Annotated in this window: 21 protein-coding genes and 1 riboswitch; of the genes, 15 read left to right on the forward strand and 6 right to left on the reverse strand. The window is 71.8% G+C overall.

Going from position 1 to position 23793, the window contains the following annotated elements; translation table 11 throughout:
* Positions 1-84: 84 nt before the first annotated feature.
* The gene (locus tag IE212_RS07610) at positions 85-1464 is read right to left on the reverse strand and encodes a uracil-xanthine permease family protein (protein WP_190196930.1); all 1380 of its coding nucleotides are present in this window, start codon (positions 1462-1464) and stop codon (positions 85-87) included.
* A 102-nt stretch (positions 1465-1566) separates the two neighbouring features.
* Positions 1567-2772 carry an MFS transporter gene (locus IE212_RS07615; RefSeq protein ID WP_190196931.1) on the reverse strand — a complete coding sequence of 402 codons (1206 nt, stop codon included), beginning with the start codon at positions 2770-2772 and terminating at the stop codon, positions 1567-1569.
* A 134-nt stretch (positions 2773-2906) separates the two neighbouring features.
* Here IE212_RS07615 and IE212_RS07620 point away from each other — a divergent pair, with 134 nt between their 5' ends.
* The 10 genes from IE212_RS07620 (at position 2907) to IE212_RS07665 (ending at position 11998) form a co-directional block, all read left to right on the forward strand.
* Complete coding sequence (locus tag IE212_RS07620; RefSeq protein WP_190196932.1) at positions 2907-4154, forward strand: ROK family transcriptional regulator; 1248 nt, start codon at positions 2907-2909, stop codon at positions 4152-4154.
* A 217-nt stretch (positions 4155-4371) separates the two neighbouring features.
* A riboswitch (FMN riboswitch) is annotated at positions 4372-4502 on the forward strand.
* 143 nt (positions 4503-4645) lie between these two features.
* Positions 4646-5254 carry a riboflavin synthase gene (locus tag IE212_RS07625; RefSeq protein WP_190196933.1) on the forward strand — a complete coding sequence of 203 codons (609 nt, stop codon included), beginning with the start codon at positions 4646-4648 and terminating at the stop codon, positions 5252-5254.
* Positions 5251-5892 carry a nicotinamide mononucleotide transporter family protein gene (locus tag IE212_RS07630; RefSeq protein ID WP_190196934.1) on the forward strand — a complete coding sequence of 214 codons (642 nt, stop codon included), beginning with the start codon at positions 5251-5253 and terminating at the stop codon, positions 5890-5892. Before IE212_RS07625 ends, IE212_RS07630 begins: the two co-directional genes overlap by 4 nt.
* Positions 5889-7178, forward strand: coding sequence for a bifunctional 3,4-dihydroxy-2-butanone-4-phosphate synthase/GTP cyclohydrolase II (locus IE212_RS07635; protein WP_190196935.1), 1290 nt, complete (start codon positions 5889-5891; stop codon positions 7176-7178). The genes IE212_RS07630 and IE212_RS07635 overlap by 4 nt, the downstream gene beginning before the upstream one ends.
* A 19-nt stretch (positions 7179-7197) precedes the next feature.
* The gene (gene ribH / locus IE212_RS07640) at positions 7198-7683 is read left to right on the forward strand and encodes a 6,7-dimethyl-8-ribityllumazine synthase (RefSeq protein ID WP_030247057.1); all 486 of its coding nucleotides are present in this window, start codon (positions 7198-7200) and stop codon (positions 7681-7683) included.
* 34 nt (positions 7684-7717) lie between these two features.
* Positions 7718-7990: a phosphoribosyl-ATP diphosphatase gene (locus IE212_RS07645; protein WP_190196936.1), complete on the forward strand. Its 273-nt coding sequence runs from the start codon at positions 7718-7720 to the stop codon at positions 7988-7990.
* A 46-nt stretch (positions 7991-8036) separates the two neighbouring features.
* Positions 8037-8885: an ATP phosphoribosyltransferase gene (gene hisG / locus IE212_RS07650; RefSeq protein WP_190196937.1), complete on the forward strand. Its 849-nt coding sequence runs from the start codon at positions 8037-8039 to the stop codon at positions 8883-8885.
* 13 nt (positions 8886-8898) lie between these two features.
* A complete protein-coding gene (locus tag IE212_RS07655) occupies positions 8899-9348 on the forward strand; it encodes a PH domain-containing protein (protein ID WP_190196938.1) in 450 nt (149 codons plus the stop codon).
* A 245-nt stretch (positions 9349-9593) separates the two neighbouring features.
* The gene (locus IE212_RS07660; RefSeq protein WP_190196939.1) at positions 9594-10925 is read left to right on the forward strand and encodes a hemolysin family protein; all 1332 of its coding nucleotides are present in this window, start codon (positions 9594-9596) and stop codon (positions 10923-10925) included.
* Positions 10922-11998, forward strand: a complete 1077-nt coding sequence (locus IE212_RS07665; RefSeq protein ID WP_190196940.1) for a hemolysin family protein — start codon at positions 10922-10924, stop codon at positions 11996-11998. The genes IE212_RS07660 and IE212_RS07665 overlap by 4 nt, the downstream gene beginning before the upstream one ends.
* A gap of 143 nt (positions 11999-12141) precedes the next feature.
* On the opposite strand, the gene IE212_RS07670 is transcribed toward IE212_RS07665, so the two are convergent.
* Positions 12142-14001: an AAA family ATPase gene (locus IE212_RS07670; RefSeq protein ID WP_190197005.1), complete on the reverse strand. Its 1860-nt coding sequence runs from the start codon at positions 13999-14001 to the stop codon at positions 12142-12144.
* 430 nt (positions 14002-14431) lie between these two features.
* Positions 14432-15088 (reverse strand): uridine kinase family protein, encoded by a 657-nt coding sequence (locus IE212_RS07675; protein WP_190197006.1) that lies wholly within the window; start codon positions 15086-15088, stop codon positions 14432-14434.
* Positions 15089-15279: 191 nt separating this feature from the next.
* Between IE212_RS07675 and IE212_RS07680 the strand changes: the two genes are divergently transcribed.
* Positions 15280-16659 carry a C39 family peptidase gene (locus IE212_RS07680; RefSeq protein WP_190196941.1) on the forward strand — a complete coding sequence of 460 codons (1380 nt, stop codon included), beginning with the start codon at positions 15280-15282 and terminating at the stop codon, positions 16657-16659.
* Positions 16660-16852: 193 nt separating this feature from the next.
* Positions 16853-17509: a TetR/AcrR family transcriptional regulator gene (locus tag IE212_RS07685; protein ID WP_190196942.1), complete on the forward strand. Its 657-nt coding sequence runs from the start codon at positions 16853-16855 to the stop codon at positions 17507-17509.
* A gap of 52 nt (positions 17510-17561) precedes the next feature.
* Here IE212_RS07685 and IE212_RS07690 read toward each other — a convergent pair whose 3' ends face one another.
* Entirely contained in the window at positions 17562-18830 is a 1269-nt protein-coding gene (locus IE212_RS07690) for a glycoside hydrolase family 18 protein (RefSeq protein ID WP_190196943.1), read from the reverse strand.
* A 338-nt stretch (positions 18831-19168) separates the two neighbouring features.
* On the opposite strand from IE212_RS07690, the gene IE212_RS07695 reads away from it, so the two are divergent.
* The gene (locus IE212_RS07695) at positions 19169-20341 is read left to right on the forward strand and encodes an acyl-CoA dehydrogenase family protein (RefSeq protein ID WP_190196944.1); all 1173 of its coding nucleotides are present in this window, start codon (positions 19169-19171) and stop codon (positions 20339-20341) included.
* A gap of 432 nt (positions 20342-20773) precedes the next feature.
* Here IE212_RS07695 and IE212_RS07700 read toward each other — a convergent pair whose 3' ends face one another.
* Positions 20774-21205, reverse strand: coding sequence for a hypothetical protein (locus IE212_RS07700; protein WP_190196945.1), 432 nt, complete (start codon positions 21203-21205; stop codon positions 20774-20776).
* 202 nt (positions 21206-21407) lie between these two features.
* On the opposite strand from IE212_RS07700, the gene IE212_RS07705 reads away from it, so the two are divergent.
* Both IE212_RS07705 and IE212_RS07710 read left to right on the forward strand, forming a co-directional pair.
* The gene (locus IE212_RS07705) at positions 21408-21848 is read left to right on the forward strand and encodes an Lrp/AsnC family transcriptional regulator (protein WP_006136660.1); all 441 of its coding nucleotides are present in this window, start codon (positions 21408-21410) and stop codon (positions 21846-21848) included.
* A gap of 120 nt (positions 21849-21968) precedes the next feature.
* Positions 21969-23573, forward strand: coding sequence for an amidohydrolase (locus tag IE212_RS07710; protein WP_190196946.1), 1605 nt, complete (start codon positions 21969-21971; stop codon positions 23571-23573).
* Positions 23574-23793: the final 220 nt, after the last annotated feature.

A 23793-nucleotide genomic window follows, 5' to 3' on the forward strand; every position in this document is an offset into this window, starting at 1 on the left:
CCGGCCGGAGAGCCGGCGGGCCCGGTACTTCCCCGAAACGGGGGAACACGGCCCGCCGCGGGGAGGCGACGGGCGCCCACGCTCCTACGATTTGGTGTCGTCGTAGGAGGAGGTGCCCTCGTCCAGCAGCGGGTGCTGCGTCTTGAGGTGGGCCGGTGCGAAGGCCCGCAGCGCGTGGTAGCCGGTGATGACGACCAGTGTGCCGAGGGCGATACCGCTCAGCGAGAAGGTGTCCGTGAACTTCATGGAGACGTTGCCGACGCCGATGATGATTCCCGCGGCCGCCGGGACCAGGTTCAGCGGATTGCGCAGATCCACCTCGGCGTTGATCCAGATCTGCGCGCCGAGCAGGCCGATCATGCCGTACAGGATGACGGTGATGCCACCGAGCACACCGCCCGGGATCGCGGCCACGACCGCGCCGAACTTCGGGCAGACGCCGAAGAGGAGCGCGAAACCGGCGGCGGCCCAGTAGGCGGCCGTCGAGTAGACGCGGGTCGCGGCCATCACGCCGATGTTCTCGGAGTACGTGGTGTTGGGCGGGCCGCCGACCGCGGTGGACAGCATCGACCCGACGCCGTCGGCCGCGATCGCGGTGCCGAGCTTGTCGTCCAGTGAGTCACCGGTCATCTCGCCGACCGCCTTCACATGCCCGGCGTTCTCCGCGACCAGCGCGATGACGACCGGCAGGGCGACCAGGATCGCCGACCACTCGAACGACGGGCCGTGCAGGGCCGGCAGCCCGATCCAGTCGGCCTGGCCGACGCCGGAGAGGTCGAGCCGCCAGTGGTCGGTGAGCTCGCCGCTCGCGTCGACCGAGTGGATCTTGCCGAAGACCAGGTCGAAGACCCAGGAGATGCCGTAACCGAAGACCAGCCCGAGGAAGATCGCGATCCGGGACCAGAACCCGCGCAGGCACACCACGGCGAGACCCGTGAACAGCATCACCAGCAGCGCCGTCCACTGGTCCTGCGGCCAGTACGTCGAGGCCGTCACCGGCGCCAGATTGAAGCCGATCAGCATCACCACCGCGCCGGTCACGATGGGCGGCATCGTGGCGTGGATGATCCGCGCCCCGAACCGCCGCACGGCGAGCCCCACCAGGAACAGCGCGGCGCCGACGACCAGGACCGCGCCGGTCACCGTGGCGCTGCTGCCGCCCTGCGCGCGGATGACCGCCGCCACCCCCACGAACGACAGGGAACAGCCCAGGTAGCTGGGGACCCGCCCGCGCGTGGCCAGCAGGAACACGACGGTCGCGACGCCCGACATCATGATCGCCAGATTGGGGTCCAGACCCATCAGGACCGGGGCCACGAAGGAGGCGCCGAACATGGCCACCACGTGCTGGGCACCCAGCCCGGCCGTGCGGGGCCAGGACAGGCGCTCGTCGGGGCGGACCACCGCGCCGGGCGCCGGGGTGCGTCCGTCGCCGTGCAGTTTCCAGCGGACGCCGAGATCCATGGTGCGGTATCGCTTTCGTCGTGCGTGCGAGTGTCCGGACCATTGTCGGGGTGCCCCCGGAGCGGTGCTGACGGGGGCCGCCCCGGCCGGCCCCGGATCCGCTCAGGTCCGCGGGCCGGAAACGACCGCGTCCGGCCGGCTGATCCTCGCCCGGTCGCCGGCACGCAGCACGCCCGCGAACGCCATCAGGCCGCCGGACAGCAGCGTCACCAGGCAGAACGACACCATCAGGCTGGTCGCCTGGGCCAGCATGCCGATCGCGCTCGGCGCGATCAGGCCCGAGGTGTACGTGATGGTCGCGACACCCGCGATGGCCAGGCTCGGGTTGGAACCGCTGCGCCCCGCGGCCGCGAAGCACAGCGGCACGACGACGGCGATGCCCAACCCCGTCAGCGCGAACCCGGTCATCGCCACCGCCGGTTGCTCCGCGACGACGATCAGCAGCCCGCCGAGGACGGCGAGCACCCCGCCGGTCCGCACGGTCCGCACGGCACCGAAGCGGTCCACGACCCGGTCCCCGGCGATCCGGGCGACGGCCATGGTGAGGGTGAAGCCCGTCGTGCACGCCGCGGCGAGACCGGCCGAGGTCTCGAGCTGCTCGCGCAGGTACACGGCCGACCAGTCCAGGCTCGCGCCCTCGGCGAACACCGCGCAGAATCCGATCGCGCCGATGACCAGCGCCGACCGGGGCGGCAGCGCGAACCTCGGCGGCGGCTCCTCGTCCTCGGCGGGCTGCAGGTCGAGCACCCACTGGCAGGACAGAACACCGGACAAGGTGAGGACCGCGGCGGCCAGCACGTGGTGCAGCCGGGCGTCCGATCCGAGGTGCGCGGCGAGCGTGCCGGCGGCCGAACCGACCAGGGCCCCGACGCTCCACATGCCGTGCAGCCCGGACATGATCGACCGGCCGAGGCGGTTCTCGACCTCGACACCGAGGGCGTTCATCGCCACGTCCGCCATGCCCGCCGTCGCGCCGTAGGTGAACAGGGCCAGGCAGAGGGCGAGGAGGTTCGGGGCGAGGGACGGCAGGACCAGCGACATCGTCCACAGGGCGATCAGCCCGCGCAGTGCGTTACGGGCCCCGAAACGGTGGCTGACGCTGCCCGCCAGCGGCATGGCGACGGACGCGCCCAGCGCGGGGAAGGCCAGGGCGATCCCCAACTGCCCCGCGCTGACACCCGCGTGATCCTGGATCCACGGCACACGCGTGGCGAAGGAGCCGGTCACGGCGCCGTGCACGGCGAAGACGGCGGCCACGGCGTACCGCGACCGCCTCACCTCGCGCAGTTCGTCGAGCACGTTGCCCATTCTGCGGCCCCCCTCCAGGTCTTCGCCGCCGCGCTCACCGCAGCGGGCGTAAACTATCAGGAACCCTGCCTGATAATAAGAGGGTCTTCCGGCGGGCCGCGGCCGACGGGCTCGCCGTCTGGAAGGATTCCGGCATGCCCGCATCCCCGAGCACCGCCCGGGCCATCAACGACCGGCTCGCCCTGCGTCTGCTCCAGCAGGAGGGCCCGCTGACGGCAGGGCGGTTGAAGCAGCTGACCGGCCTCTCCCGGCCGACCGTCGCCGACCTCGTCGAGCGCCTCGCCGCCGCCGGCCTGATCGCGGTGGTGGGTGAGGCGGGGGAGCGGCGGCGCGGACCCAACGCCAAGGTGTACGGCATCGTCGCCGACCGGGCGCACCTGGCCGCGCTGGACGTGCGCACCGAGGGCGTCGCCGTGACCGTCGCCGATCTGGTGGGCCGGGTGCTGGCCGAGGCGTCCGTGCCGATCGGCGGTGACACGGGGACGGGGCCCGCCGTGGAGCAGGCGGTCGCACTGGTCGAGCGCGTGGTGAAGGAAGCCGGCGCCGACCGGCTGCACACCGTCGGGATCGGGGCCCCCGGCCTGATCGACCCGGCGGGCGGCGAACTGCGCGACTCCTCCGGGCTGCCCGAGTGGCACCGCCGGCTCGTCGCCGCCCTCCAGGAGCGCCTGCCCGAGGCCCGGGTCGGCGTCGAGAACGAGACCAACCTCGCGGCACTCGCGGAGCAGCGCGACGGGGCGGCGCGGGACCGGGACACCTTCGTGCTGCTGTGGCTGGGGCACGGCACGGGCGCGGCGGTGGTCCTCGACGGCGCCCTGCGCCGCGGGGCTTCGGGCGGCACCGGCGAGATCGGCTTCCTGCCGGTGCCGGGCGCGGCCGCGCTGCCGTCCTCGACGGACTGCGAGGGCGGGTTCCACGCGCTGGCCTCCTCGGCTGCCGTGGTGAAGCTGGCGGCGTTGTGCGGCGTGCCGGTGGCCGCGGAGGAGGAACCGTCGCTGGTGGGGGTGGTGCGGGCGGCGACTTGTGCGGTGCGGTCGGCGGTGGGGCTGGTGGGGGAGGGGGCGAGCCATACCGTTGAGGCCGGCTCCGCCGCTCGGTTCCTCGACGCCCTGGCCGACCGTGTCGCCGTGGGTGTCGCCGCGGTCGTGGCGATCCTGGACCCCGGGTGCGTGGTGCTCGGCGGCGAGGTGGGCCAGGCCGGCGGCGAGGAACTCGCGGGGCGTGTGCAGCGGCGCGTCGCCCGGATGACACCGCTGGCCACGGAGGTGCGGACGACCGCACTGGGTGGCGGCGCGGTCCTGCGCGGCGCCCTCCTCACCGCCCGCGATCGCGCCCAGCAGGAACTCTTCGCGCTTGGGGAACGGCCCGTTCCGGGGTGGTAGGGCCCGACGGCGGGCAAGGGCCGTCGTCACCGCCGCCGGGCCGGTCTGTGCGGATGTGCGTCGACCCTAGAAAGGACTAGACCAGAGCGTCAATAGGTGTGCCTCTGACAGCGGTTGGGCCGCCCTGTCGCACTGCGGAAGGGCGGTGCCACGGTCTGTGAGGCACCCCACATTCTTAACGTCGATCAGACGTGGCACACTGGCCATGTATCAGCAGCAGCGCACTCCGGGGTCGGTGAAAGTCCGAACCGGCGGTTAAAGTCCGCGACCCGGCCGCCTCCAGTGGCCGGTTGACCAGGTGAAATTCCTGGACCGACGGTTAAAGTCCGGATGGGAGGCAGTGCGCGGCGAGCGGGCATCCGTGCGCGCCGCCGAAGTGGACCGTCCTCGGACGAAGTCCACCGGCGTCGTCCCCGGTGTTCCTGCTCGTACCTTCTGTCGTCATCGACAGCCCCGGAGTCCGTGCCCGAAGAGGCAGGAGGACCCGGGAAGTGTTCACCGGAATCGTCGAAGAGCTGGGCGAGGTCACCGCCGTCGAGACCCTCGACGACGCCTGTCGCTTCCGCCTGCGGGGCCCCGTCGTCACCCAGGGTGCCAAGCACGGCGACTCCATCGCCGTCAACGGCGTCTGCCTCACGGTCGTCGACCACGAGGGCGACGAGTTCACCGCCGACGTGATGGCCGAGACGCTGCACCGCTCCAGCCTCGGCGCTCTGAAGGCCGGCTCCCGCGTCAACCTCGAACGCCCCATGGCCGTCGGCGAACGCCTCGGCGGGCACATCGTGCAGGGCCATGTGGACGGCACCGGCGAGATCCTGGAGCGCAAGCCGTCCGAGAACTGGGAGATCGTGAAGATCTCCCTCCCCGCGGACCTCACCCGGTACGTGGTCGAGAAGGGCTCCATCACCGTCGACGGCATCAGCCTCACGGTCGTCGACGCCGGCCCCGACCACTTCACCGTGAGCCTCATCCCCACCACCCTCGACCTGACCACGCTCGGCCACAAGCAGCCCGGCGACCCGGTCAACCTCGAGGTGGACGTCATCGCCAAGTACGTCGAGCGGATGCTGGGCGACCGCACGCTGGGGGCGGCCGAGTGAACTCGCTGAACTCCGAGGCGTTCGTCCTCTTCGGCCAGCACATCCTCTGGTCCGACATGGTCGGCAACCTCTTCGGCCTGGCCGCCCTCGCCCTGGGCTGGCGGCGCTCCATCTGGACCTGGCCCGTGCAGTTCCTGGCCGGCCTCATCCTCTTCGGGGCCTTCTTCGGGCATCTGACCGGCAGCGCGGGCAAGCAGGCCGTCGTCATGCTCGTGGCCCTCTACGGCTGGTGGCAGTGGCAGCGCGGCAAGAGGGAGGGGGACGACGGCCACATCGCCGTACGGTTCGCCACCTGGCGTGAGCGCGCGGTGATGGCCGCGGCGGCCGCCGCCGGCACCGTCGCGGTGGCGCTGCTCTTCAAGGCGTACCCCACGCTGTCCTGGGACCCCTGGCCCGACGCCTACATCTTCGTCGGCACCATCGTCGCCATGTACGCCCAGGCCCGCGGCATGGTCGAGTTCTGGTTCGCCTGGCTCCTCGTCGACCTCGTCGGCGTCCCCCTCAACTTCGCCAACGGCTACGCCTTCTCCGGCTTCGTCTACGTCATCTACGGCGCGCTCGTCCTGTGGGGCCTGCGCGACTGGTGGCTGCGCTCCCGCGCGGCAGCCCAGCCCACTCTGGAAGGAGCGCCGGCATGAGTGCCGCAACTGTCCTGTACGGCACGGAAGACCCCGAGGACTTCGGGCTCGACCCCGTCGAGCAGGCCATCGCCGACATCGCGGCCGGCCGGCCGGTCGTGGTCGTCGACGACGAGGACCGGGAGAACGAGGGCGACCTCGTCATCGCCGCGGAGAAGGCCACCCCCGAGATCGTCGCCTTCATGATGAGCGAGTGCCGCGGCCTGATCTGCGCGCCCATGGAGGGCGACGAACTGGACCGGCTGAACCTCCCGCAGATGGTCGAGGACAACACCGAGTCGATGAAGACCGCCTTCACGGTCTCCGTCGACGCCTCCGCCGCGCACGGCGTGAGCACCGGCATCTCCGCCTCCGACCGCGCCACCACGCTCCAGTTGCTCGCCGACGGTGTCTCCGGGCCCGACGACTTCGTCCGCCCCGGCCACATCTTCCCGCTGCGGGCCCGCCCCGGCGGCGTCCTCACCCGCAACGGACACACCGAGGCCGCCGTCGACCTGGCCCGCCTCGCGGGCCTGCGCCCGGCAGGCGCCATCGTCGAGATCGCCGGCGAGGACGGGCAGATGCTGCGCCTGCCCGAACTCATCCTCTTCGCCCGCAAGCACGGCCTGACGATCATTTCCATCGAGGACCTGATCGCCTACCGTCGCAGCAGCGAACCCACCGTCCGCCGTGAGGCCAGGACCCAACTGCCCACCGCCCACGGCACCTTCACGGCGTACGGCTACCGCTCCACCGTCGACGGCGTCGAGCACGTCGCCCTGGTGCACGGCGAGGTCGGCGGCGGCGAGGACGTCCTGGTCCGCGTCCACTCCGAATGCCTCACCGGTGACGTCTTCTCCTCCGCCCGCTGCGACTGCGGCCCCCAGCTGGACGCCTCCCTGGCGCGCATCCAGGCCGAGGGCCGGGGCGTGGTGGTGTACCTGCGCGGACACGAGGGCCGCGGCATCGGCCTGATGTCCAAGCTGCGCGCCTACGAACTCCAGGAGCGCGGCCGCGACACCCTCGACGCCAACCTCGAACTCGGCCTGCCCGCCGACGCCAGGGACTACGCGGCAGGGGCCCGGATCCTCGCCGACCTCGGCGTGCGCGGCGTCCGCCTGCTGACCAACAACCCCGACAAGACCGACGCGCTCGTCCGGCACGGCATCATCGTCAAGGCGCGCGTCCCAATGCCGGTGAGCGCCGGCGAGCACAACCTCCGCTACCTGCGCACCAAGCGGGACCGGATGGGCCACGACCTGCCCTGGCTGGACACGACCACCGTGCCGGCCTGCGGCAACCAGTAAGAAAGCACGAGGGAGAGACGTGAGCGGCAAGGGTGCACCGGAGCTGTCCGTACGCAATGTGGGTGACCTCCGGGTCGCCGTCATCGCGGCACAGTGGCACGAGAAGGTGATGGACGGTCTGGTCGACGGCGCCCTGCGGGCCCTGCACGACCTGGGCATCGACGAGCCGACCCTCCTCAGGGTCCCCGGCAGCTGGGAGCTCCCGGTCGTCGCCAAGGTCCTCGCGGGCCGGGGCTACGACGCGATCGTCGCCCTCGGCGTCGTCATCCGCGGCGGCACCCCCCACTTCGACTACGTGTGCCAGGGCGTGACCCAGGGCCTCACCCAGGTCTCCGTCGACACCGGTGTCCCCGTCGGCTTCGGCGTGCTCACCTGCGACACCGAGGAGCAGGCCCTGGACCGCGCCGGCCTGGAGGGCTCGAACGAGGACAAGGGGCACGAGGCGGTGACGGCGGCGGTGGCGACCGCGGCCACCCTCCGCTCAGTATCCGAACCCTGGCGCTGACGAAAGCCGGCTGTGGCATAGGCTGAGCGTCACCATGTCCAAGAAGACGTTCGAGGAGCTCTTCACCGAGCTCCAGCACAAGGCCACCCACGGCGACCCGGCCACGTCCCGCACCGCGGAACTGGTCGGCAAGGGCGTCCACGCCATCGGCAAGAAGGTCGTCGAAGAGGCCGCCGAGGTCTGGATGGCCGCCGAGTACGAGGGCAAGGAGGCGGCCGCCGAGGAGATCTCGCAGCTGCTGTACCACGTCCAGGTGATGATGGTCGCCCGCGGCATCTCGCTCGACGACGTCTACGCCCACCTCTGAGCCGCACCCCGTTCACGCAAGACACCACGCGAAGGAAGCCGACCTCATGCTGCGCATCGCCGTCCCCAACAAGGGTTCACTGTCCGGCCCTGCGGCGGAGATGCTGCATGAGGCCGGCTACCAGCAGCGCCGGGAGTCCAAGGAACTGCGGATCGTCGACCCGACGAACGAGGTCGAGTTCTTCTACCTGCGCCCCCGCGACATCGCCCTCTACGTCGCCTCCGGTCAGCTGGACATCGGCCTCACCGGCCGGGACCTGCTCATCGACTCCGGCGCCGACGCCGAGGAGATCCTCGCCCTCGGTTTCGCCCGCTCGACCTTCCGCTACGCGAGCAAGCCCGGCACCATCAGCGGCCTCGCCGACCTGGCGGGCAAGACCGTCGCCACCTCCTATGAGGGCATCGTCGCGGGCCACCTCGCCGACCACGGCATCGACGCCTCCGTCGTCCACCTCGACGGCGCCGTCGAGACCGCCATCCAGCTCGGCGTCGCCCAGGTCATCGCGGACGTCGTCGAGACCGGCACGTCGCTGCGCAACGCCGGCCTCGAGGTCGTCGGCGAGCCCATCATGCGGTCCGAGGCCGTCGTCATCCGCCGCACCGGCGCGGACGCCGACGACCCCAAGGTGCAGCAGTTCCTGCGCCGCCTCCAGGGCGTCCTGGTCGCCCGGACGTACGTGATGATGGACTACGACTGCCGAGTCGAGCAGCTGGAGAAGGCCGTCGCCCTCACCCCCGGTCTGGAATCGCCGACCGTCTCCCCGCTGCACAACGAGGGCTGGGTCGCCGTCCGCGCGATGGTTCCGGCCAAGGAGGCGCAGCGGATCATGGACGATCTGTACGACATCGGCGCCCGGGCCATCCTGACCACGGCCATCCACGCCTGCCGTCTCTGAGGGGCGAGAGCCGATGTCCGACCTGCCCACCCTGCCCGTCACGTTCCGGCCGGGCAGCACCCGCGTGGTGCTGCTCACCGCCGCCGTCGCCGTCTTCGTGGTGATCACGGCCGTCGCGATGTCGCTGCAGCAGCTCAGTCCGGGCGAGCGCGTCAGCTTCGTGTTCACGGCGCTCCTGCTGGACGCCGTGCTGCTCCTGCTGGCACGGCCCAAGGTCGTCGCCGACGAGGACGGCGTCACTGTCGTCAATCTCACGAACAAGCGCCGGCTGGAGTGGGCCGAGATCCTTCAGGTGACCCTCCGCCCGGGCGATCCCTGGGTGTTCCTCAACCTCAGCGACGGCACCAGCCTGCCCGCGCTCGGCATTCAGCCGGGCCTGGCCAGACAGCGCGCGATCGCCGACGCCCGAGCCCTGCGCTCGCTCGCCGAGGCCCGTTCCGTGCCGGACCGCGAGCGGCCCTGAGGACCGGCTCGGAGAGATCCTCGGGGTGGTCACCCTGCCGCATCGGGCCATGTCTTGATTAATCTGGTGGCGGAGGCGTGAACGGATGCGCCTCCGCCCCTGTCGCCCCGCCCGGTGTGCCAGGGGCTCCTGCTGATCGAGGAGTGACCCTCTCCGGCGATGGACGGATCGTCCTGCAGTACCTGCGCCGCCCCCTGCCGACATAGCGCGGACCGTGTCCGCGACCGTGCGGAGGCGGCGGCATCATGACCATCCCCCTGCTGCTCCTGGCAGCCGCGTTCCTGCTGATTTTGGCCAACGGTTTCTTCGTGGCCGCCGAGTTCGGCCTCGTGACGGTCGAGCGGGCGGACGCCGAGAAGGCCGCAGCCGAGGGCGACCGGCGCGCCCACCGCGTCGTCGAGTCCCTCAGGGAACTGTCCTTCCAGCTCTCCGGCACCCAGCTCGGCATCACCATCACCTCCCTCGTCGTCGGCATGCTCGCCGAACCGGCGCTCGCGGAGCTGCTGCACGGCCCGTTCACCTCGATCGGCGTACCCGAGGGTGCCGTCTCCGGGGTCACGGTGGTCGTCGGCATGCTGCTGGCCTCCGCCGTGCAGATGGTGATCGGCGAGCTGCTGCCCAAGAACTGGGCGGTGTCCAGGCCGCTCCAGGTCGCGCGCTTCGTCGCGGGCCCGCAGCATGTCTTCGCCCGGCTGTTCCGCCCGGTGATCGCCGGTCTGAACGCCGTCGCGAACCGGCTGGTACGCGCCCTGGGCATCGAGCCCGCCGAGGAACTGGCCTCCGCCCGCACTCCCGGCGAGCTCGTCTCCCTGGCCCGTCACTCCGCCCGGGCCGGCGCCCTGGAGCAGGACACGGCCGATCTCTTCGTCCGCACGCTGTCGCTGGCCGAGCTCACCGCTCAGCACGTGATGACGCCGCGGGTGAAGGTCAGTGCCCTGCAGTCCTCCGCCACCGCCGAGGACGTCGTCAACCTGACCCGCGCCACCGGCCTGTCCCGCTTCCCCGTCTACCGGGACAAGATCGACGAGGTCGTCGGCATGGTCCACCTCAAGGACGCCCTGGCGGTGCCCGTGCGGGACCGGCTGCGCACCCCCGTCGGCCGCATCGCCCGCCCGGCGCTGCTCGTCCCCGAGACCCTGCCCGTACGGCCGCTGCTCGCCCGCCTGCGCAGCGAGCAGCCCATCGCGGTCGTCGTCGACGAGTACGGCGGCACCGCCGGTGTGGTCACGCTGGAGGACATCGTCGAGGAGATCGTCGGCGAGGTCCGCGACGAGCACGACGAACACGACCTGCCCGAGCTGGCCGCCGCCCCGCCCGAGGACGGCAGGCCCGCCTGGGACGTCGACGGCGGCTGCCGTGTCGACATCCTCCAGCGCATAGGCCTGGAGGTGCCCGAGGGCCCGTACGAGACCGTGGCGGGCCTCATCGCCGACCTGCTGGGCCGGATCCCGGCCGTCGGTGACAAGGCGGAGCTTCCCGGCTGGCGGCTGTCGGTGCGCCAGGTCGGCCACTACCGCGCCGAGCGGGTGCGGCTCGTCAGGACCGCCCCGGTCGCCGTGATGGAGGCCGCCCGATGAGCGTGCTCCAACTGACCTTCGCCGCGCTCCTGGTGCTGGCCAACGGCTTCTTCGTCGGCGCGGAGTTCGCGCTCGTCTCCGTACGCCGCAGTCAGATCGAACCGCTCGGCACCGCCCGGGCCCGGCAGGTCCTCTACGGACTGGAGCGGCTGCCGCAGATGATGGCGGCGGCCCAGTTCGGCATCACGATCTGCTCCCTCACTCTGGGCGCGGTCGCCGAACCGACGGTCGCGCACCTGCTGGAGCCGGTGTTCGAGTGGATCCACCTGCCGCACGGCATGATCCATCCGCTCACCTATGTCATCGCCCTCGCCGCGGTGGTCTTCTTCCACCTCGTCATCGGTGAGATGGTCCCGAAGAACCTGGCGATGGCGGCCCCCGAGAAGACCGCGCTGTGGCTCAGCCCCGGTCTGGTCTGGTTCGCCCGCTTCTGCAAGCCGATCACCGCCGCCCTCGGCGCGGTCTCGCAGGGCATCCTGCGGCTGTTCCACGTCGAGCCCAAGGACGAGGTCGAGGCCGTCTTCACCAGCGAGCAGCTCAACCGGCTGGTGGAGGACGCCGGCCAGGCGGGGCTGCTCGACCCCGAGGAGGCCGAACGCCTGGAGGACGCCCTGGAGCTGGGCTCCCGCCCGGTGACGGACGTCCTGCTGACACACGAGTCACTGGTGACGGTGAGCCCGTCGGTCACCCCCGCCCGCATCGTCGAGCTCACCGCCCGCACCGGGTACTCCCGCTTCCCGGTCGCCGCGGACAACGGTGTGTTCATGGGCTACCTGCACGTCAAGGACGTCCTCGACCTGGAGCACTCGGACCGGGCCGTGCCGCAGCAGCTGTGGCGGCCCATGACGACGCTGAGGCCCGAGCTGCCGCTGGACGACGCGCTGACGGTGATGCGGCGGGCGGCCACGCACCTGGCGCAGGTGGCCGACGGGGCCGGGAAGGTGCTCGGTCTTGTCGCGTTGGAGGACGTGCTGGAGCTGCTGGTGGGGGAGGTGCGGGATCCGGCTCACCGGCAGGTGCGCGAGGTCCGGCTGACCGAGCCGAGGTCCGGTGAAGAGGTGCTGGCGACGTAGCACCGTAGCTGCGGGCACGTGGGGGCTGGTCGCGCGGTTCCCCGCCCCCGGACAGGTGGGTGCGGCTCGACCGGCCTTCACCGGACCCACTCAGGGGCGCGGGGAACCGCGCGACCAGCCCCACCGGCCCGCGGCCGGCGAACTCACATGGCCGACGGATCCTGCGGTCCCCGCCCCGACAAGACCTCTCCATACGCCTGCATCAGATCCGGCAGCCGCAGCGTCGCCAGATCGTCCCGCCCCAGCACCCCGGGGTACCCGGACAGCCTGAGGTCCCGGTACGCACAGCTCTTCTCGTACAGCGTCCGCAGAAACCGCCCGTTCCCCAGCTCGTCGATCCACCCCTGATCCACCACGTGCCCGGCGATCGACCGCAACTCGTCGAGGGCCTCCTCGTCCCACAGATCCCCGTTCTCCGCCGCGAGCACCTTGCCGATCTCGGTGAGTTCCGGGGGCCGGTACGAAGGAAAGTCCACGCGGGTGGTGAAGCGGGAGGAGAGCCCGGGGTTCGCGGCGAGCAGGCGGTCCATGCCCTCCGGGTAGCCGGCCAGGATGACCACGAGGTGGTCGCGGTTGTCCTCGGCCCGCTTCAGCAGCACCTGCAGCGCCTCGTCGCCGTACGCGTCTCCCTTGCCGTAACCGGAGTTGGACAGCGAGTACGCCTCGTCGACGAAGAGCACACCGCCGAGGGCCGAGTCGATCAGCTCGTTCGCCTTCACGGCCGTCTGCCCGAGGTACTCGCCGACCAGATCGGCCCGCTGGGCCTCCACCAGATGGTCGCCACCGAGCAGGCCGAGGGCGTAGAACACGCGGCCGAGGATCCGGGCGACGGTGGTCTTGCCGGTGCCGGAAGGGCCGGAGAAGACGAAGTGCCGTTTCGGCGGCTGGACCGGCAGCCCCTGCCCGGCCCTCAGCCGGGCCATGTTCAACTGTGCCGACAACGCCTTGACCTGCCGCTTCACCGGCTCCAGCCCCACCATGCGCTCCAGCTCGGCGAGGGCCGCCTCGAGTAACGCCGGGTCGGTGGGCCCGGCGGGCAGCCACGACGCCGGCCCGCCTTTCTCGCGCACCGAGGGGTCGCTGACCGGTGGCAGGGGAGCGGAGCCGGGCGGCTCGGGATCGGGCAGTCTCAGATCGCGGCCGTCGGTGCCGAAGAGGGGATCGAACCCGTCAGGACCGTCCACGGCGTCCTGGCCGGCGCCGGTGAGTGTGATGGCCGCGAGATCGGCGGCGTCGTAGCCGTCGCCCTCGGCGATCGCGGCGAGCCGCGCCGAGGTGTCCATGAAGGCGGGGTCGACGCGGTGCACGGCCCGGTACAGGGGGAGCGCGGCGGCGCTGCGGCCGGTGCCCTCGTGCGCCCGGGCCAGCCAGTAGCGCAGCTCCTTGCGCTGGGGCTGCTCACTGCGGCAGCGCATCAGCGCGGCGGACAGCAGCGGCTCGGCCTGGCCGTACATCTCCAGGCGAACCCGGGCCATGCCGCCGAACAGGCCCGCCTCGATGCCGAGCACCGGGTCGTCGAGGAGGGGGTCGGTGTGCCGGACCAGCTGCTCCCAGTCCTTCACCAGGTAGGCGCGGCAGGCGTGCAGGAACCGGATGTGGTGATCGGTGTCCACCGGCGGCAGTCCGGCGAGCGCCCGGTCCAGCTCGGGGACGTGGCGGCCGTCCAGCCAGTGGGAGGCGTGCGCGAGCAGCAGATCGCGCGGGCTCTCCAGCACGGGCTGTACCCACCAGCCCAGCCAGTACCAGGAGTTGAGGGTGCGCCGGTAGCGGGAACGCTGCTCGCCGAAGCGGTCACGGTGCCGGAACATCCTGAGGAGCGCCGTCGTCGTGTCGACGCGCAGCGCGTGCAGCCCGAGCCAGCCGTCGGCCATCCCCGGGTCCATCCGGACGGCGGCGTGGAACTCCTCCTCCGCCTGCGGATAGGCACCCATGGTGTAGGCGTCCACGCCTCGCAGCCAGGCGAGGTCGGCGGGGGCCTGAGGGCCCTGCGTGCCGAAGTCCATCACGTCCCCCACGAACCGTGCCCCCGTCGGAATGCCAACGAGCCGCCCCCAGCCGGCTGCCCTGCTCGAACCGCTCTGCCACGGACCGGAGTTGCCAGGTGCGCGAAGCAACCGTCCGTGGGTCGCAACGAGGGCATCGTACCCGCGGGGGCCGCTGCCCCGTAGGGTGCCGCACGGGCCGTTCGGCGAGGTGGGAGCGGACGCGGCGAAGCAGCGCACGGTGACCGAGGGTGAGCGTTCTCGGCATACGGCGCCTCGAAAACCGGAAGAAGACAGAACGAAGCCCCCGGTCACGGGGGAACAACCGGGGGCTTCGCGTCTGTGGGCGGCTCCGAATGGCCGCACATTGAGAACGTAAATCCTGTACGGGCCCTCGGTCAAGCCGAGTTGGAGCACTTCGCCAAGTTGCCCCGCAAGGGCTTTCACGAGTTCAGCACACTGCGGGCGGCCCGTCACCCTGAGTGAGATTCCGGTCCGGTCCAGTGGACCCTGCAGGCCCCGGAAGCACGTGATACCCCTTCTCCACCTCCCGCACCAGGAGGTCGGCGTAGGGCCGCGAGGGGTCGTCGGCGAAGTGCCGGCGTTCGGCGGGGATCCAGCCGTTCCAGAACTCCCGTTGCTCCTCCCCGTCCCGCGCCCGCCCGCGCGCCCAGGCTTCCTCGTCCGGCCGTTCCATCCACAGCAGCAGGGCCAGATGAGGGCGCAGGTCCCGGCGTCCCGCGCCGACGCCCTCCACGAGCGCCACCGGGGCGGCCGGCAGGGGGCGCGGGGGGCCGAAGCGGCGGGCCCGCCAGTCGTAGGGGGCGTACCGCGCGGTCCGGCCGTGGCGCAGCGGTTCGATCACCTGGTCGAGCAGGCGCCCGGTCCAGTCGAAGAGTTCGTCGTGGCTGGCGATGTCGTCGAGGCGCAGCACCGGTGCGCCGTCCAGCGCCGTGGCCAGGCGACCGGCGAACGTGGTCTTCCCGGATCCGGCGTGCCCGTCCACGCCGACGAGACGGACCGGGCCGCAGGAGGGCGGGAGGCCGCGGATGTGCGAGGCCAGATCGCGGACTGCTGATCCCGGGGCGGAGCGGAAGGGCACATTCATCTCGTGCAGCACTCTAACGAGGGTGCCCTCGGCCCCGGCGGCCGGTCCACGCCCGTACCGGTTGGCGTGGCGCCGGTCGAAGTGCTGGCGGGACCCGGCGCGCTGTGCTCCTATGTGGCGCATACACGTGCGATCCACGTGCCAGAGCCTGCCCCGCCCCTGCCCGACTCCGACATCCGGGGGTCCCCGCCATGAGCAGAGCCGAACACCCGTCACGCAGAACCGTCCTGGCCGCCGCGGCCGTCGCCGCCTTAACAGCGGGCTCGACTTCGGCAGCCGCCGAGCCCGAGGCCGTCATGCCGACCGACACCGCAGATCCCGCCCGCGCCGTCCCGGCCCGCACCGTGGGCAACCGGGCCTGGACCTCGTTCGCCGACTGGAGCGGGGGCGCCGCCCGGGGCACCCGTGCCGTCGCGGGCTCCCGCCCGGGCGTGGTGATCGCGACGCCCGCCGGAACCACCGACTACAGGGACCCGCACACCGGCACCACAGCCTCCTGGGAATACGGCACCTGGACGTCCCCCACCCACCGGTTCGCGGTTCCCGCGACGGAGGCGATCGTCTCCTGGAACGCGCACACCCCGGCCGGCACCTGGCTCCAGGCCGAGCTCAAGGGCACCTACACCGACGGCACCAGCACCCCCTGGTACGTGATGGGCCGCTGGGCGGCCGGCGACCAGGACATCCGGCGCACCTCGGTCGACGACCAGAGCGACGGCAGGAGCACCGTCTGGACGGACACGCTGGCGGTCGACGACCCGGCGACGGGGCTGCGCCTGGCCTCCTGCCGGCTGCGTCTGACCCTGTACCGCAAGCCGGGCTCCAAGGCCACGCCCACCGTGTGGCGGCTGCACGTGATGGGCTCGGACGTCCCCGACCGCTTCACCGTCCCGGCGTCCGTACCCGGCCTCGCGAACGAACTGGCCGTCCCCCGGTACTCACAGGAGATCCACAAGGGCCAGTACCCCGAGTACGACAACGGCGGCGAGGCCTGGTGCAGTCCCACGTCCTCCCAGATGATCATCGAGTACTGGGGCGGCCGGCTCACACCCGAGCAGCTGGCCTGGGTCGATCCGGCGTACGCCGACCCGCAGGTCTGCCACGCGGCCCGGTTCACGTACGACCACCAGTACGCGGGCTGCGGCAACTGGCCGTTCAACGCCGCCTACGCGGCCACGTTCAGGGATCTCCGGGGTGTGGTCACCCGGCTCGGCTCGCTCACCGACCTGGAGACGCTGATCGCCGCCGGCGTCCCGGTCATAACGTCCCAGTCCTTCCTGAAGGAGGAGCTGACGGGCGCCGGGTACGGCACCGCCGGACATCTGATGACCGTCATCGGCTTCACCGGCGAGGGCGACGTGATCGCGAACGACCCGGCCTCGGCGAGCAACGAGGCCGTGCGGCGGGTCTACCGGCGTCGTGAGTTCGAGAACATCTGGCTGCGGACGAAGCGGTACAACTCCTCCGGCAAGGTCGTCTCCGGAACCGGCGGCGTCTGTTACCTCTACTTCCCGGCGCGTCCGGCCGCGGCCCAGCGCATGGCGCTCGCGGCCGTGGGCGTGCGCGTGTGAGTCCGCGTCATGGTTGTCGCGGCGATGCCCGTGCCCCGTCCCTGAGCGCCGTGACCCGGCTCTCCGGGGCACTGTGACCTGACCCACGACCCGGCCCTGCGACCTGCCATACTGCGGGTGTCCCGCCTGGGCCCTTCTGATGGATCTCCGCGGGAGAAGGGCTCCAGTCCGCCCGTTGGAACCAGGGTCGAAATTGAATATCAGTCAGCAACCTGCCGCGCGTCCCAGAGCCCGCGGCACCGAACGCTCGCTGGCGCGCCGTGCCGAACTCATCGCCATCGGGCGCAGGTTGTTCGCCCACACGTCCTACGACGCCCTGTCGATGGACGACATCGCCCGGCAGGCGCACGTGGCCAAGGGGCTGATCTACTACTACTTCCAGTCCAAGCGCGGCTACTACCTGGCCATCATCGAGGACTCGGTCACCGACCTGGTCACTCTGGCGGCGAGCGGCCTGGAACTGCCCCCGGTCGACCGTGTCCAGCGCACCATCGACAGCTATCTGCGCTACGCCGAGCACCATCAGGCCGCGTACCGCACGATCGTCAGCGGCGGCGTCGGTTTCGACACCGAGGTGCACGCCATCCGTGACGGGGTGCGTGAGGCCATCGTCGCCGCCATCGCCGAGGGGGCGTACGGTCGCGTCGACATCGCCCCGCTGGCTCGCATGGGGCTGCTGGCCTGGGTGTGCGGCGTCGAGGGTGCCACCCTCGAATGGATCGACCGCCCCGAGCTGCCCCGCGGGACCATGTGCGAGCTGCTGGTGAAGGGGCTCGGCGGCGCCCTGCGCGCGATCGAGGACCTGGACCCCGCCTACCCGGCCCCAAAGGCCGCCCGGCAGGGGGCGTGAGCAAGGGCGGAGGAACCGTCACGGCCCCTCCGCCCCCGGCGCTCCACCCGGCCTACTTGATGGCCTTGATCAGCTCACCGCCGGCCGTGTCGCCGCTCAGCTCCCAGAAGAAGGTGCCGCCCAGGCCCTGCTGGTTCTTGTAGGCCATCTTGGTCCCGATGGTGGCGGGCGTGTCGTAACTCCACCAGTCGCTGCCGCACTTGGCGTACGCCGTACCGGCCACCGTGCCCGTCGCCGGGCACTTGGTCTTCAGCACCTTGTAGTCCTCGATGCCCTGTTCGTACGTGCCCGCCGCCGGGCCGGTCGCCGTGCCGCCGGGAGCCGACCGGGTGACGCCGGTCCAGCCGCGGCCGTAGAAGCCGACGCCGAGCAGCAGCTTCGCGGCGGGGATGCCGAGGCCCTTGAGCTTCGCGATGGTCGCCGAGGTGTGGTAGTCCGCCTTCGGGATGCCGGAGTACGAGGTCAGCGGCGAGTGCGGGGCCGTCGGGCCGGCGGCGTCCCAGGCACCGAAGAAGTCGTACGTCATCGGGTTGTACCAGTCGGCGTACTGTGCGGCGCCCGCGTAGTCCGCGGCGTCGATCTTGCCGCCCGGCGTGGCGTCCGCCGTGATCGCCGCGGTGACGAGGTTCCGCGCGCCGAACTTCGCGCGCAGGGCCTGCATCAGGTTCCTGAAGGCCGCCTTGCCGCTGGTGTCGCAGGTGGCGCCGCAGGCGTTCGGATACTCCCAGTCGATGTCGATGCCGTCGAAGACATCGGCCCACTTGGAGTTCTCCACCAGGTCGTAGCAGGACTGGGCGAAGGCGGCCGGGTTCCTCGCCGCCTCCGGCAAGCCGCCCGACCAGGTCCAGCCGCCGAAGGACCAGAGCACCTTGAGGTTCGGGTGCTTCTGCTTCAGCTTGCGCAGCTGGTTGAAGTTACCGCGCAGTGGCTGGTCCCAGGTGTCGGCCTTGCCGTCGACGGACTCGGCGGCAGTGTAGGCCCGGTCGGTGGCCGCATAGGCGTCGCCCATCGCGCACTTGCCGCCGGTGACGTTGCCGAAGGCGTAGTTGATGTGCGTGAGCCGGGCCGCCGAGCCGGACGTCTCGATGTTCTTGACGTGGTACTTGCGGTCGTAGGTGCCCCATTCGGTGAAGTACCCGATGACCTTGGAGCCGGCGGCCCGGGAGCCGGGGGCGGTCTTCGAAACTGCGGCGGCCTCCTGAGCCGAGGCCGCCGCGGTGGCGGACGAGGTGCCCGCGCCGGCCAGCAGACCGGCGCCGAGGACGGCGCAACAGGCCGCGGACACGATGGCCCGGAAGCGGGAGCGGTGGGGGATGTGCATCCGGTGTCTCCTCGTGGGGAGAGGGGGAGCGCGAGGCGCGCAGATTGGCATGAACGCGGTGATTTGGTGGAGCGAAACAGTAGGAGGACTAGACCAGTCAGGTCAATGGTGCGGACCAATTCGCCCTCGCGGGCGCACTCGGGTATTTCTTGAAGTGAGCGGTCGTTAACTGGTGACGGGACGCCTCCGATCGGGCATACTCACAGCCCAGAGCCGCTGGTCAGCAGCTTCCGAGACCCGGAACTGCAAGCATCGGCCAGGCACCAGGAACGACCCGGCGGCGCCGCCCTCACCCACGGGCCCGTCCGCCAGCGCCCGACAGGGAGGAGAGCGTCGACATGCCCGACCGCGCCCCGCAGCCGGTGGACCGGCAACTGCCCACGGACGAGGCCCGGGATCTGATCTCGCTCGTCCGTGACATCGCGCGGCAGGAGATCGCCCCGAAGGCGGCCGAGGAGGAGGACGCCGGCCGTTTCCCGCGCGAACTCTTCACCCTCCTCTCGCGCTCCGGCCTGCTCGGCCTGCCGTACGACTCGGAGTACGGCGGCGGCGACCAGCCGTACGAGGTGTACCTCCAGGTCCTGGAAGAGCTCGCCGCGGCCCGCCTCACCGTCGGCCTCGGTGTCAGCGTGCACACCCTGGCCTCGTACGCCCTCGCCGCCTACGGCAGCAAGGAGCAGCAGGTCGAGCACCTGCCCGCGATGCTCGGCGGTGGCATGCTCGGTGCCTACTGCCTCTCCGAGCCGCATTCGGGATCGGATGCGGCCGCCCTGCGGACCAAGGCCGTGCGGGACGGTGACGAGTGGGTGATCAGTGGCACCAAGGCCTGGATCACGCACGGCGGGATCGCCGACTTCTACACGGTCATGGCGCGCACCGGCGGGGAGGGCCCCCGTGGGATCACCGCCTTCCTCGTGCCGGGCGACGCCCAGGGGGTCGGTGCCGCCGCGCCCGAGAAGAAGATGGGCATGAAGGGCTCGCCCACCGCCCAGGTCCACTTCGACGACGTACGGGTCCCCGACGACCGTCGCATCGGTGAGGAGGGGCAGGGCTTCGCGATCGCGCTGTCCGCGCTCGACTCGGGACGGCTCGGCATCGCGGCGTGCGCCATCGGCGTGGCCCAGGCGGCGCTCGACGAGGCGCTGGCCTACGCGGCCGAGAGGCGGCAGTTCGGCAAGCCGATCGCCGACTTCCAGGGTCTGCGTTTCATGCTCGCCGACATGGCGACGCAGATCGAGGCGGGCCGCGCGCTCTACCTGACGGCGGCGCGACTGCGGGACGCGGGCCGGCCCTTCGCCCGGCAGGCGGCCATGGCGAAGCTGCACTGCACCGACACGGCGATGCGGGTCACCACCGACGCCGTGCAGATCCTCGGCGGCTACGGCTACACCGCGGACTTCGCGGTCGAGCGCTACATGCGCGAGGCCAAGGTGCTCCAGATCGTCGAGGGCACCAATCAGATCCAGCGGATGGTCATCGCCCGTCATCTCGTGGGTCCAGAGGGACGCTGAACTGGTCCAGGCCCCGCCAGGGTGCCGCGAGCCGCATCCACTCCGGGTCGTGACGGCCCGGGAGGGTGCGGCCGCGCTCTGCCCAGGCCCGCATCAGGTCGCTGTAGATCGGCGGGTCCTGATACCGCGGCGCAGTCGGCCGAACCGATTCTGCGGGCGGCGGGACGTAGAGGAGGCGCTGACGCCCGGTCGCTGAGGAGATGGGGGTCATGCCAGGGCAACGTGGCGAAGGCCGGACAGGTCACCGGCGGGTGGATTCGGGCGTGCGTTCACGGGCGCCCGGTCCGTGTGCCGTCCGTGTCCCGTCCGGCGCGTCGGCACCAGGGCACCGCCGTCATCCGCCGGGGCGCACTGAACCGCACCACGGCAGGCCTCGGGCCGTGGTGCGGGCAGTTACGGGAGTGGAGCGTGCGGGCCGGGAAAGGTCCGTGCTCACGCCGCCTGGCGGCGCAGGACGGGGACCCTGATGGGGCGTGAGCCCGGTCCGCCGACGTGCGAGAAGGGCTGGGTCCGCCAGTCGAGTCCCTGAGGGAGCGTCAACAACAGGCCGGTGTCCTGCTCCTGAGGGCCGACGGACTCGTCGGCGGGGCGGGCGTCGGTGGCCCGGCGGCCGGTTCCGGCGCAGACCGTCAGCCCGAAGGGGTTCCACGGCGAGGCGCACAGCGCGTGCTCCGGCAGGACCTCCTCGTCCGCCAGGAGGGCGATGGGCTGCGCGCAGTCCGGGCAGACGACCCGGAACATCTCGAAGGTGTCGTAGGCGTCGAGTTCGTCGTCGAGAGCGTCGGGTTCGACGCCCTCCGGCTCGGGCTCGACGACGAGCTGCCGCTTGGGTGCGGTGCGACCAGGGCGCTTAAGACTCTGCATTGGATTCTCCCCCTCGGGCTGGGCCGTTCAGGCGCTGCGGCCTCGGCCACAGCAAGCACTTCCCGTCCCCCCTGGGCGGTAATCACGAGAACATTACGCAGACTGTTCGAACCCTGTGGCGTTCGTCACATGCCGTACGCAGGTGCCCGCTCTGGCTCCTCGGGTGTCCGGGGGGACCGGGCGCCCTGTAGGTTCTTGCGCCATGGAGGAGCTGGACCGACAGATCGTGCAGCTGCTCGTCAAGGACGGGCGGATGAGCTACACCGACCTGGGCAAGGCCACGGGTCTGTCCACGTCGGCCGTGCATCAGCGGGTGCGGCGGCTGGAGCAGCGGGGGGTCATCCGGGGCTATGCGGCGGTCGTCGACCCGGAGGCCGTGGGACTGCCCATGACGGCCTTCATCTCGGTGAAGCCGTTCGATCCCAGTGCGCCGGACGACATCGCGGACCGGCTGGCGGGTGTGCCCGAGATCGAGGCTTGTCACAGTGTCGCGGGCGACGAGAACTACATCCTCAAGGTGCGGGTGGCCACCCCGCACGAGTTGGAGGAGTTGCTGGCCAGGGTGCGGTCGCTGGCCGGGGTCTCCACACGGACGACGGTGGTGCTGTCCACGCCGTACGAGGCGCGACCGCCGCGGATCTGATCGCGGGTTCCCGGGCGCGGGTCTCGGGGGTTGCCCGTGCCCACACCGCGGGCCGCACAGCCGTGCGGCCCCGCGCCCCTGACTCGGGGCGTCGCACCCGCCCCTGTGAGACTGTGCCCCATGAGTGAGTCCAGTGCGCCGCCCCAGACCCTCCTGCTCCGTCGCGGAGAGGTCCACAGTCCTGCCGATCCCTTCGCCACGGCGATGGTCGTGGAACGGGGACAGGTCGCCTGGGTCGGTTCCGAGGGAGCCGCCGACGCCTTCGCCGACGGGGTCGACGAAGTGATCGACCTCGACGGCGCTCTGGTCACACCGGCGTTCACGGACGCGCACGTGCACACCACTGCCACCGGGCTCGCGCTGACCGGACTCGATCTGTCGGCCGCCCCCTCCCTCGAGGCGGCCCTGGCCCTGGTACGGGACTTCGCCGCCTCCCGGCCGGACGACCGCGTGCTGCTCGGGCACGGCTGGGACGCCGCCCGCTGGCCCGGCGGCCGCCCCCCGACACGCGCCGAACTCGACGAGGCCACCGGCCACCGGCCCCTCTACCTCAGCCGGATCGACGTCCACTCCGCGGTCGTCACCACGGCCCTGCTCGACCTCCTCCCGGCGGACGTCACCCGCGAGGACGGACCGCTCACCGCCGACGCCCACCACGCGGTGCGCGCCGCCGCCTTCGCGGCCGTGACGCCTCAGCAGCGCGCCGACGCCCAGCGCGCCGCCCTCGCGCACGCCGTGTCGCTCGGGATCGGCACCGTCCACGAGTGCGCCGGCCCGGAGATCTCCTCCGAGGACGATTTCACCGGGCTGCTGCGTCTCGCCGCCGAGGAGCCCGGCCCGCGCGTCGTCGGCTACTGGGCCGAGCGGGACGTCGCCAAGGCCCGGCAGCTGGGCGCGGCCGGCGCCGCGGGCGACCTGTTCGTCGACGGCGCCCTCGGCTCGCACACGGCCTGCCTGCACCAGCCGTACGCCGACGCCGGCCACACCGGCACGGCCTACCTGGACGCCGCCGAGGTCGCCGCACACGTCGTGGCCTGCACCGAGGCGGGCCTCCAGGCCGGCTTCCACGCCATCGGCGACGCGGCGGTGGACGCCGTGGCCGAGGGTGTGCGGGAAGCCGCCGAGAAGCTCGGTCTCGCACGGGTCCGGGCCGCCCGCCACCGCGTCGAGCACGCCGAGATGCTCAGCCCCGAGACGATCGCGGCGTTCGCCGAACTCGGCCTCACCGCCTCGGTCCAGCCTGCCTTCGACGCCCTGTGGGGCGGCGAGGACGGCATGTACGCGCAGCGGCTGGGTGCCGAGCGGGCGCGTGCGCTGAACCCCTTCGCGGGCCTGCTGCGCGCGGGCGTCCCGCTCGCCTTCGGTTCCGACAGCCCGGTCACCCCGCTCGACCCGTGGGGCACGGTGAGGGCCGCCGCCTTCCATCGCACCCCGGAGCACCGCGTGTCCGTCCGCGCGGCGTTCACGGCGCACACGCGGGGCGGCTGGCGGGCCGTCGGACGGGACGACGCGGGCGTCCTGGTCCCCGGGGCACCCGCCGACTACGCGGTGTGGCGCACCGGCGAACTCGTGGTCCAGGCGCCGGACGACCGGGTCGCCCGCTGGTCGACGGACCCCCGCTCGGGCACCCCGGGGCTGCCCGACCTGACCCCGGGCCGGGACCTGCCCGTCTGCTTGCGCACCGTGGTGGGCGGACGCACGGTCTTCGTACGGCCGGGCGAGTGATCTACGGGGGGTGGCGCGCGCGGGTCGTGTGCCGCACCCCCGTCACTCGACCTGCGCCTGACCAGGGCTTTGCCGCAACATGCGCAGGTCAAACGGCTGTTGACAGGCGGCCGCAGGAGGCCGGTAGGTTCGGCCGAGTCCACCACCGGACGCCCGACCGGGAACCGTCCGCGCACTCGCCGCAGCGCCGCCGGGTCAGGGACGGTGTGCCGCACCGGGC

The sequence above is a fragment of the Streptomyces djakartensis genome (genome assembly GCF_014651075.1).
GTDB classification, from domain to species: Bacteria; Actinomycetota; Actinomycetes; order Streptomycetales; family Streptomycetaceae; genus Streptomyces; species Streptomyces djakartensis.

Coding starts and splice junctions, on each gene's coding strand:
- IE212_RS07635 (WP_190196935.1), top strand. CDS start 5,889: ATGAGTGCCGCAACTGTCCTGTACGGCACGGAAGACCCCGAGGACTTC.
- IE212_RS07620 (WP_190196932.1), top strand. CDS start 2,907: ATGCCCGCATCCCCGAGCACCGCCCGGGCCATCAACGACCGGCTCGCC.
- IE212_RS07645 (WP_190196936.1), top strand. CDS start 7,718: ATGTCCAAGAAGACGTTCGAGGAGCTCTTCACCGAGCTCCAGCACAAG.
- IE212_RS07710 (WP_190196946.1), top strand. CDS start 21,969: ATGAGTGAGTCCAGTGCGCCGCCCCAGACCCTCCTGCTCCGTCGCGGA.
- IE212_RS07675 (WP_190197006.1), bottom strand. CDS start 15,088: ATGAATGTGCCCTTCCGCTCCGCCCCGGGATCAGCAGTCCGCGATCTG.
- IE212_RS07705 (WP_006136660.1), top strand. CDS start 21,408: ATGGAGGAGCTGGACCGACAGATCGTGCAGCTGCTCGTCAAGGACGGG.
- IE212_RS07655 (WP_190196938.1), top strand. CDS start 8,899: ATGTCCGACCTGCCCACCCTGCCCGTCACGTTCCGGCCGGGCAGCACC.
- IE212_RS07615 (WP_190196931.1), bottom strand. CDS start 2,772: ATGGGCAACGTGCTCGACGAACTGCGCGAGGTGAGGCGGTCGCGGTAC.
- IE212_RS07700 (WP_190196945.1), bottom strand. CDS start 21,205: ATGCAGAGTCTTAAGCGCCCTGGTCGCACCGCACCCAAGCGGCAGCTC.
- IE212_RS07680 (WP_190196941.1), top strand. CDS start 15,280: ATGAGCAGAGCCGAACACCCGTCACGCAGAACCGTCCTGGCCGCCGCG.
- IE212_RS07660 (WP_190196939.1), top strand. CDS start 9,594: ATGACCATCCCCCTGCTGCTCCTGGCAGCCGCGTTCCTGCTGATTTTG.
- IE212_RS07665 (WP_190196940.1), top strand. CDS start 10,922: ATGAGCGTGCTCCAACTGACCTTCGCCGCGCTCCTGGTGCTGGCCAAC.
- IE212_RS07670 (WP_190197005.1), bottom strand. CDS start 14,001: ATGGACTTCGGCACGCAGGGCCCTCAGGCCCCCGCCGACCTCGCCTGG.
- IE212_RS07610 (WP_190196930.1), bottom strand. CDS start 1,464: ATGGATCTCGGCGTCCGCTGGAAACTGCACGGCGACGGACGCACCCCG.
- IE212_RS07695 (WP_190196944.1), top strand. CDS start 19,169: ATGCCCGACCGCGCCCCGCAGCCGGTGGACCGGCAACTGCCCACGGAC.
- IE212_RS07690 (WP_190196943.1), bottom strand. CDS start 18,830: ATGCACATCCCCCACCGCTCCCGCTTCCGGGCCATCGTGTCCGCGGCC.
- hisG (WP_190196937.1), top strand. CDS start 8,037: ATGCTGCGCATCGCCGTCCCCAACAAGGGTTCACTGTCCGGCCCTGCG.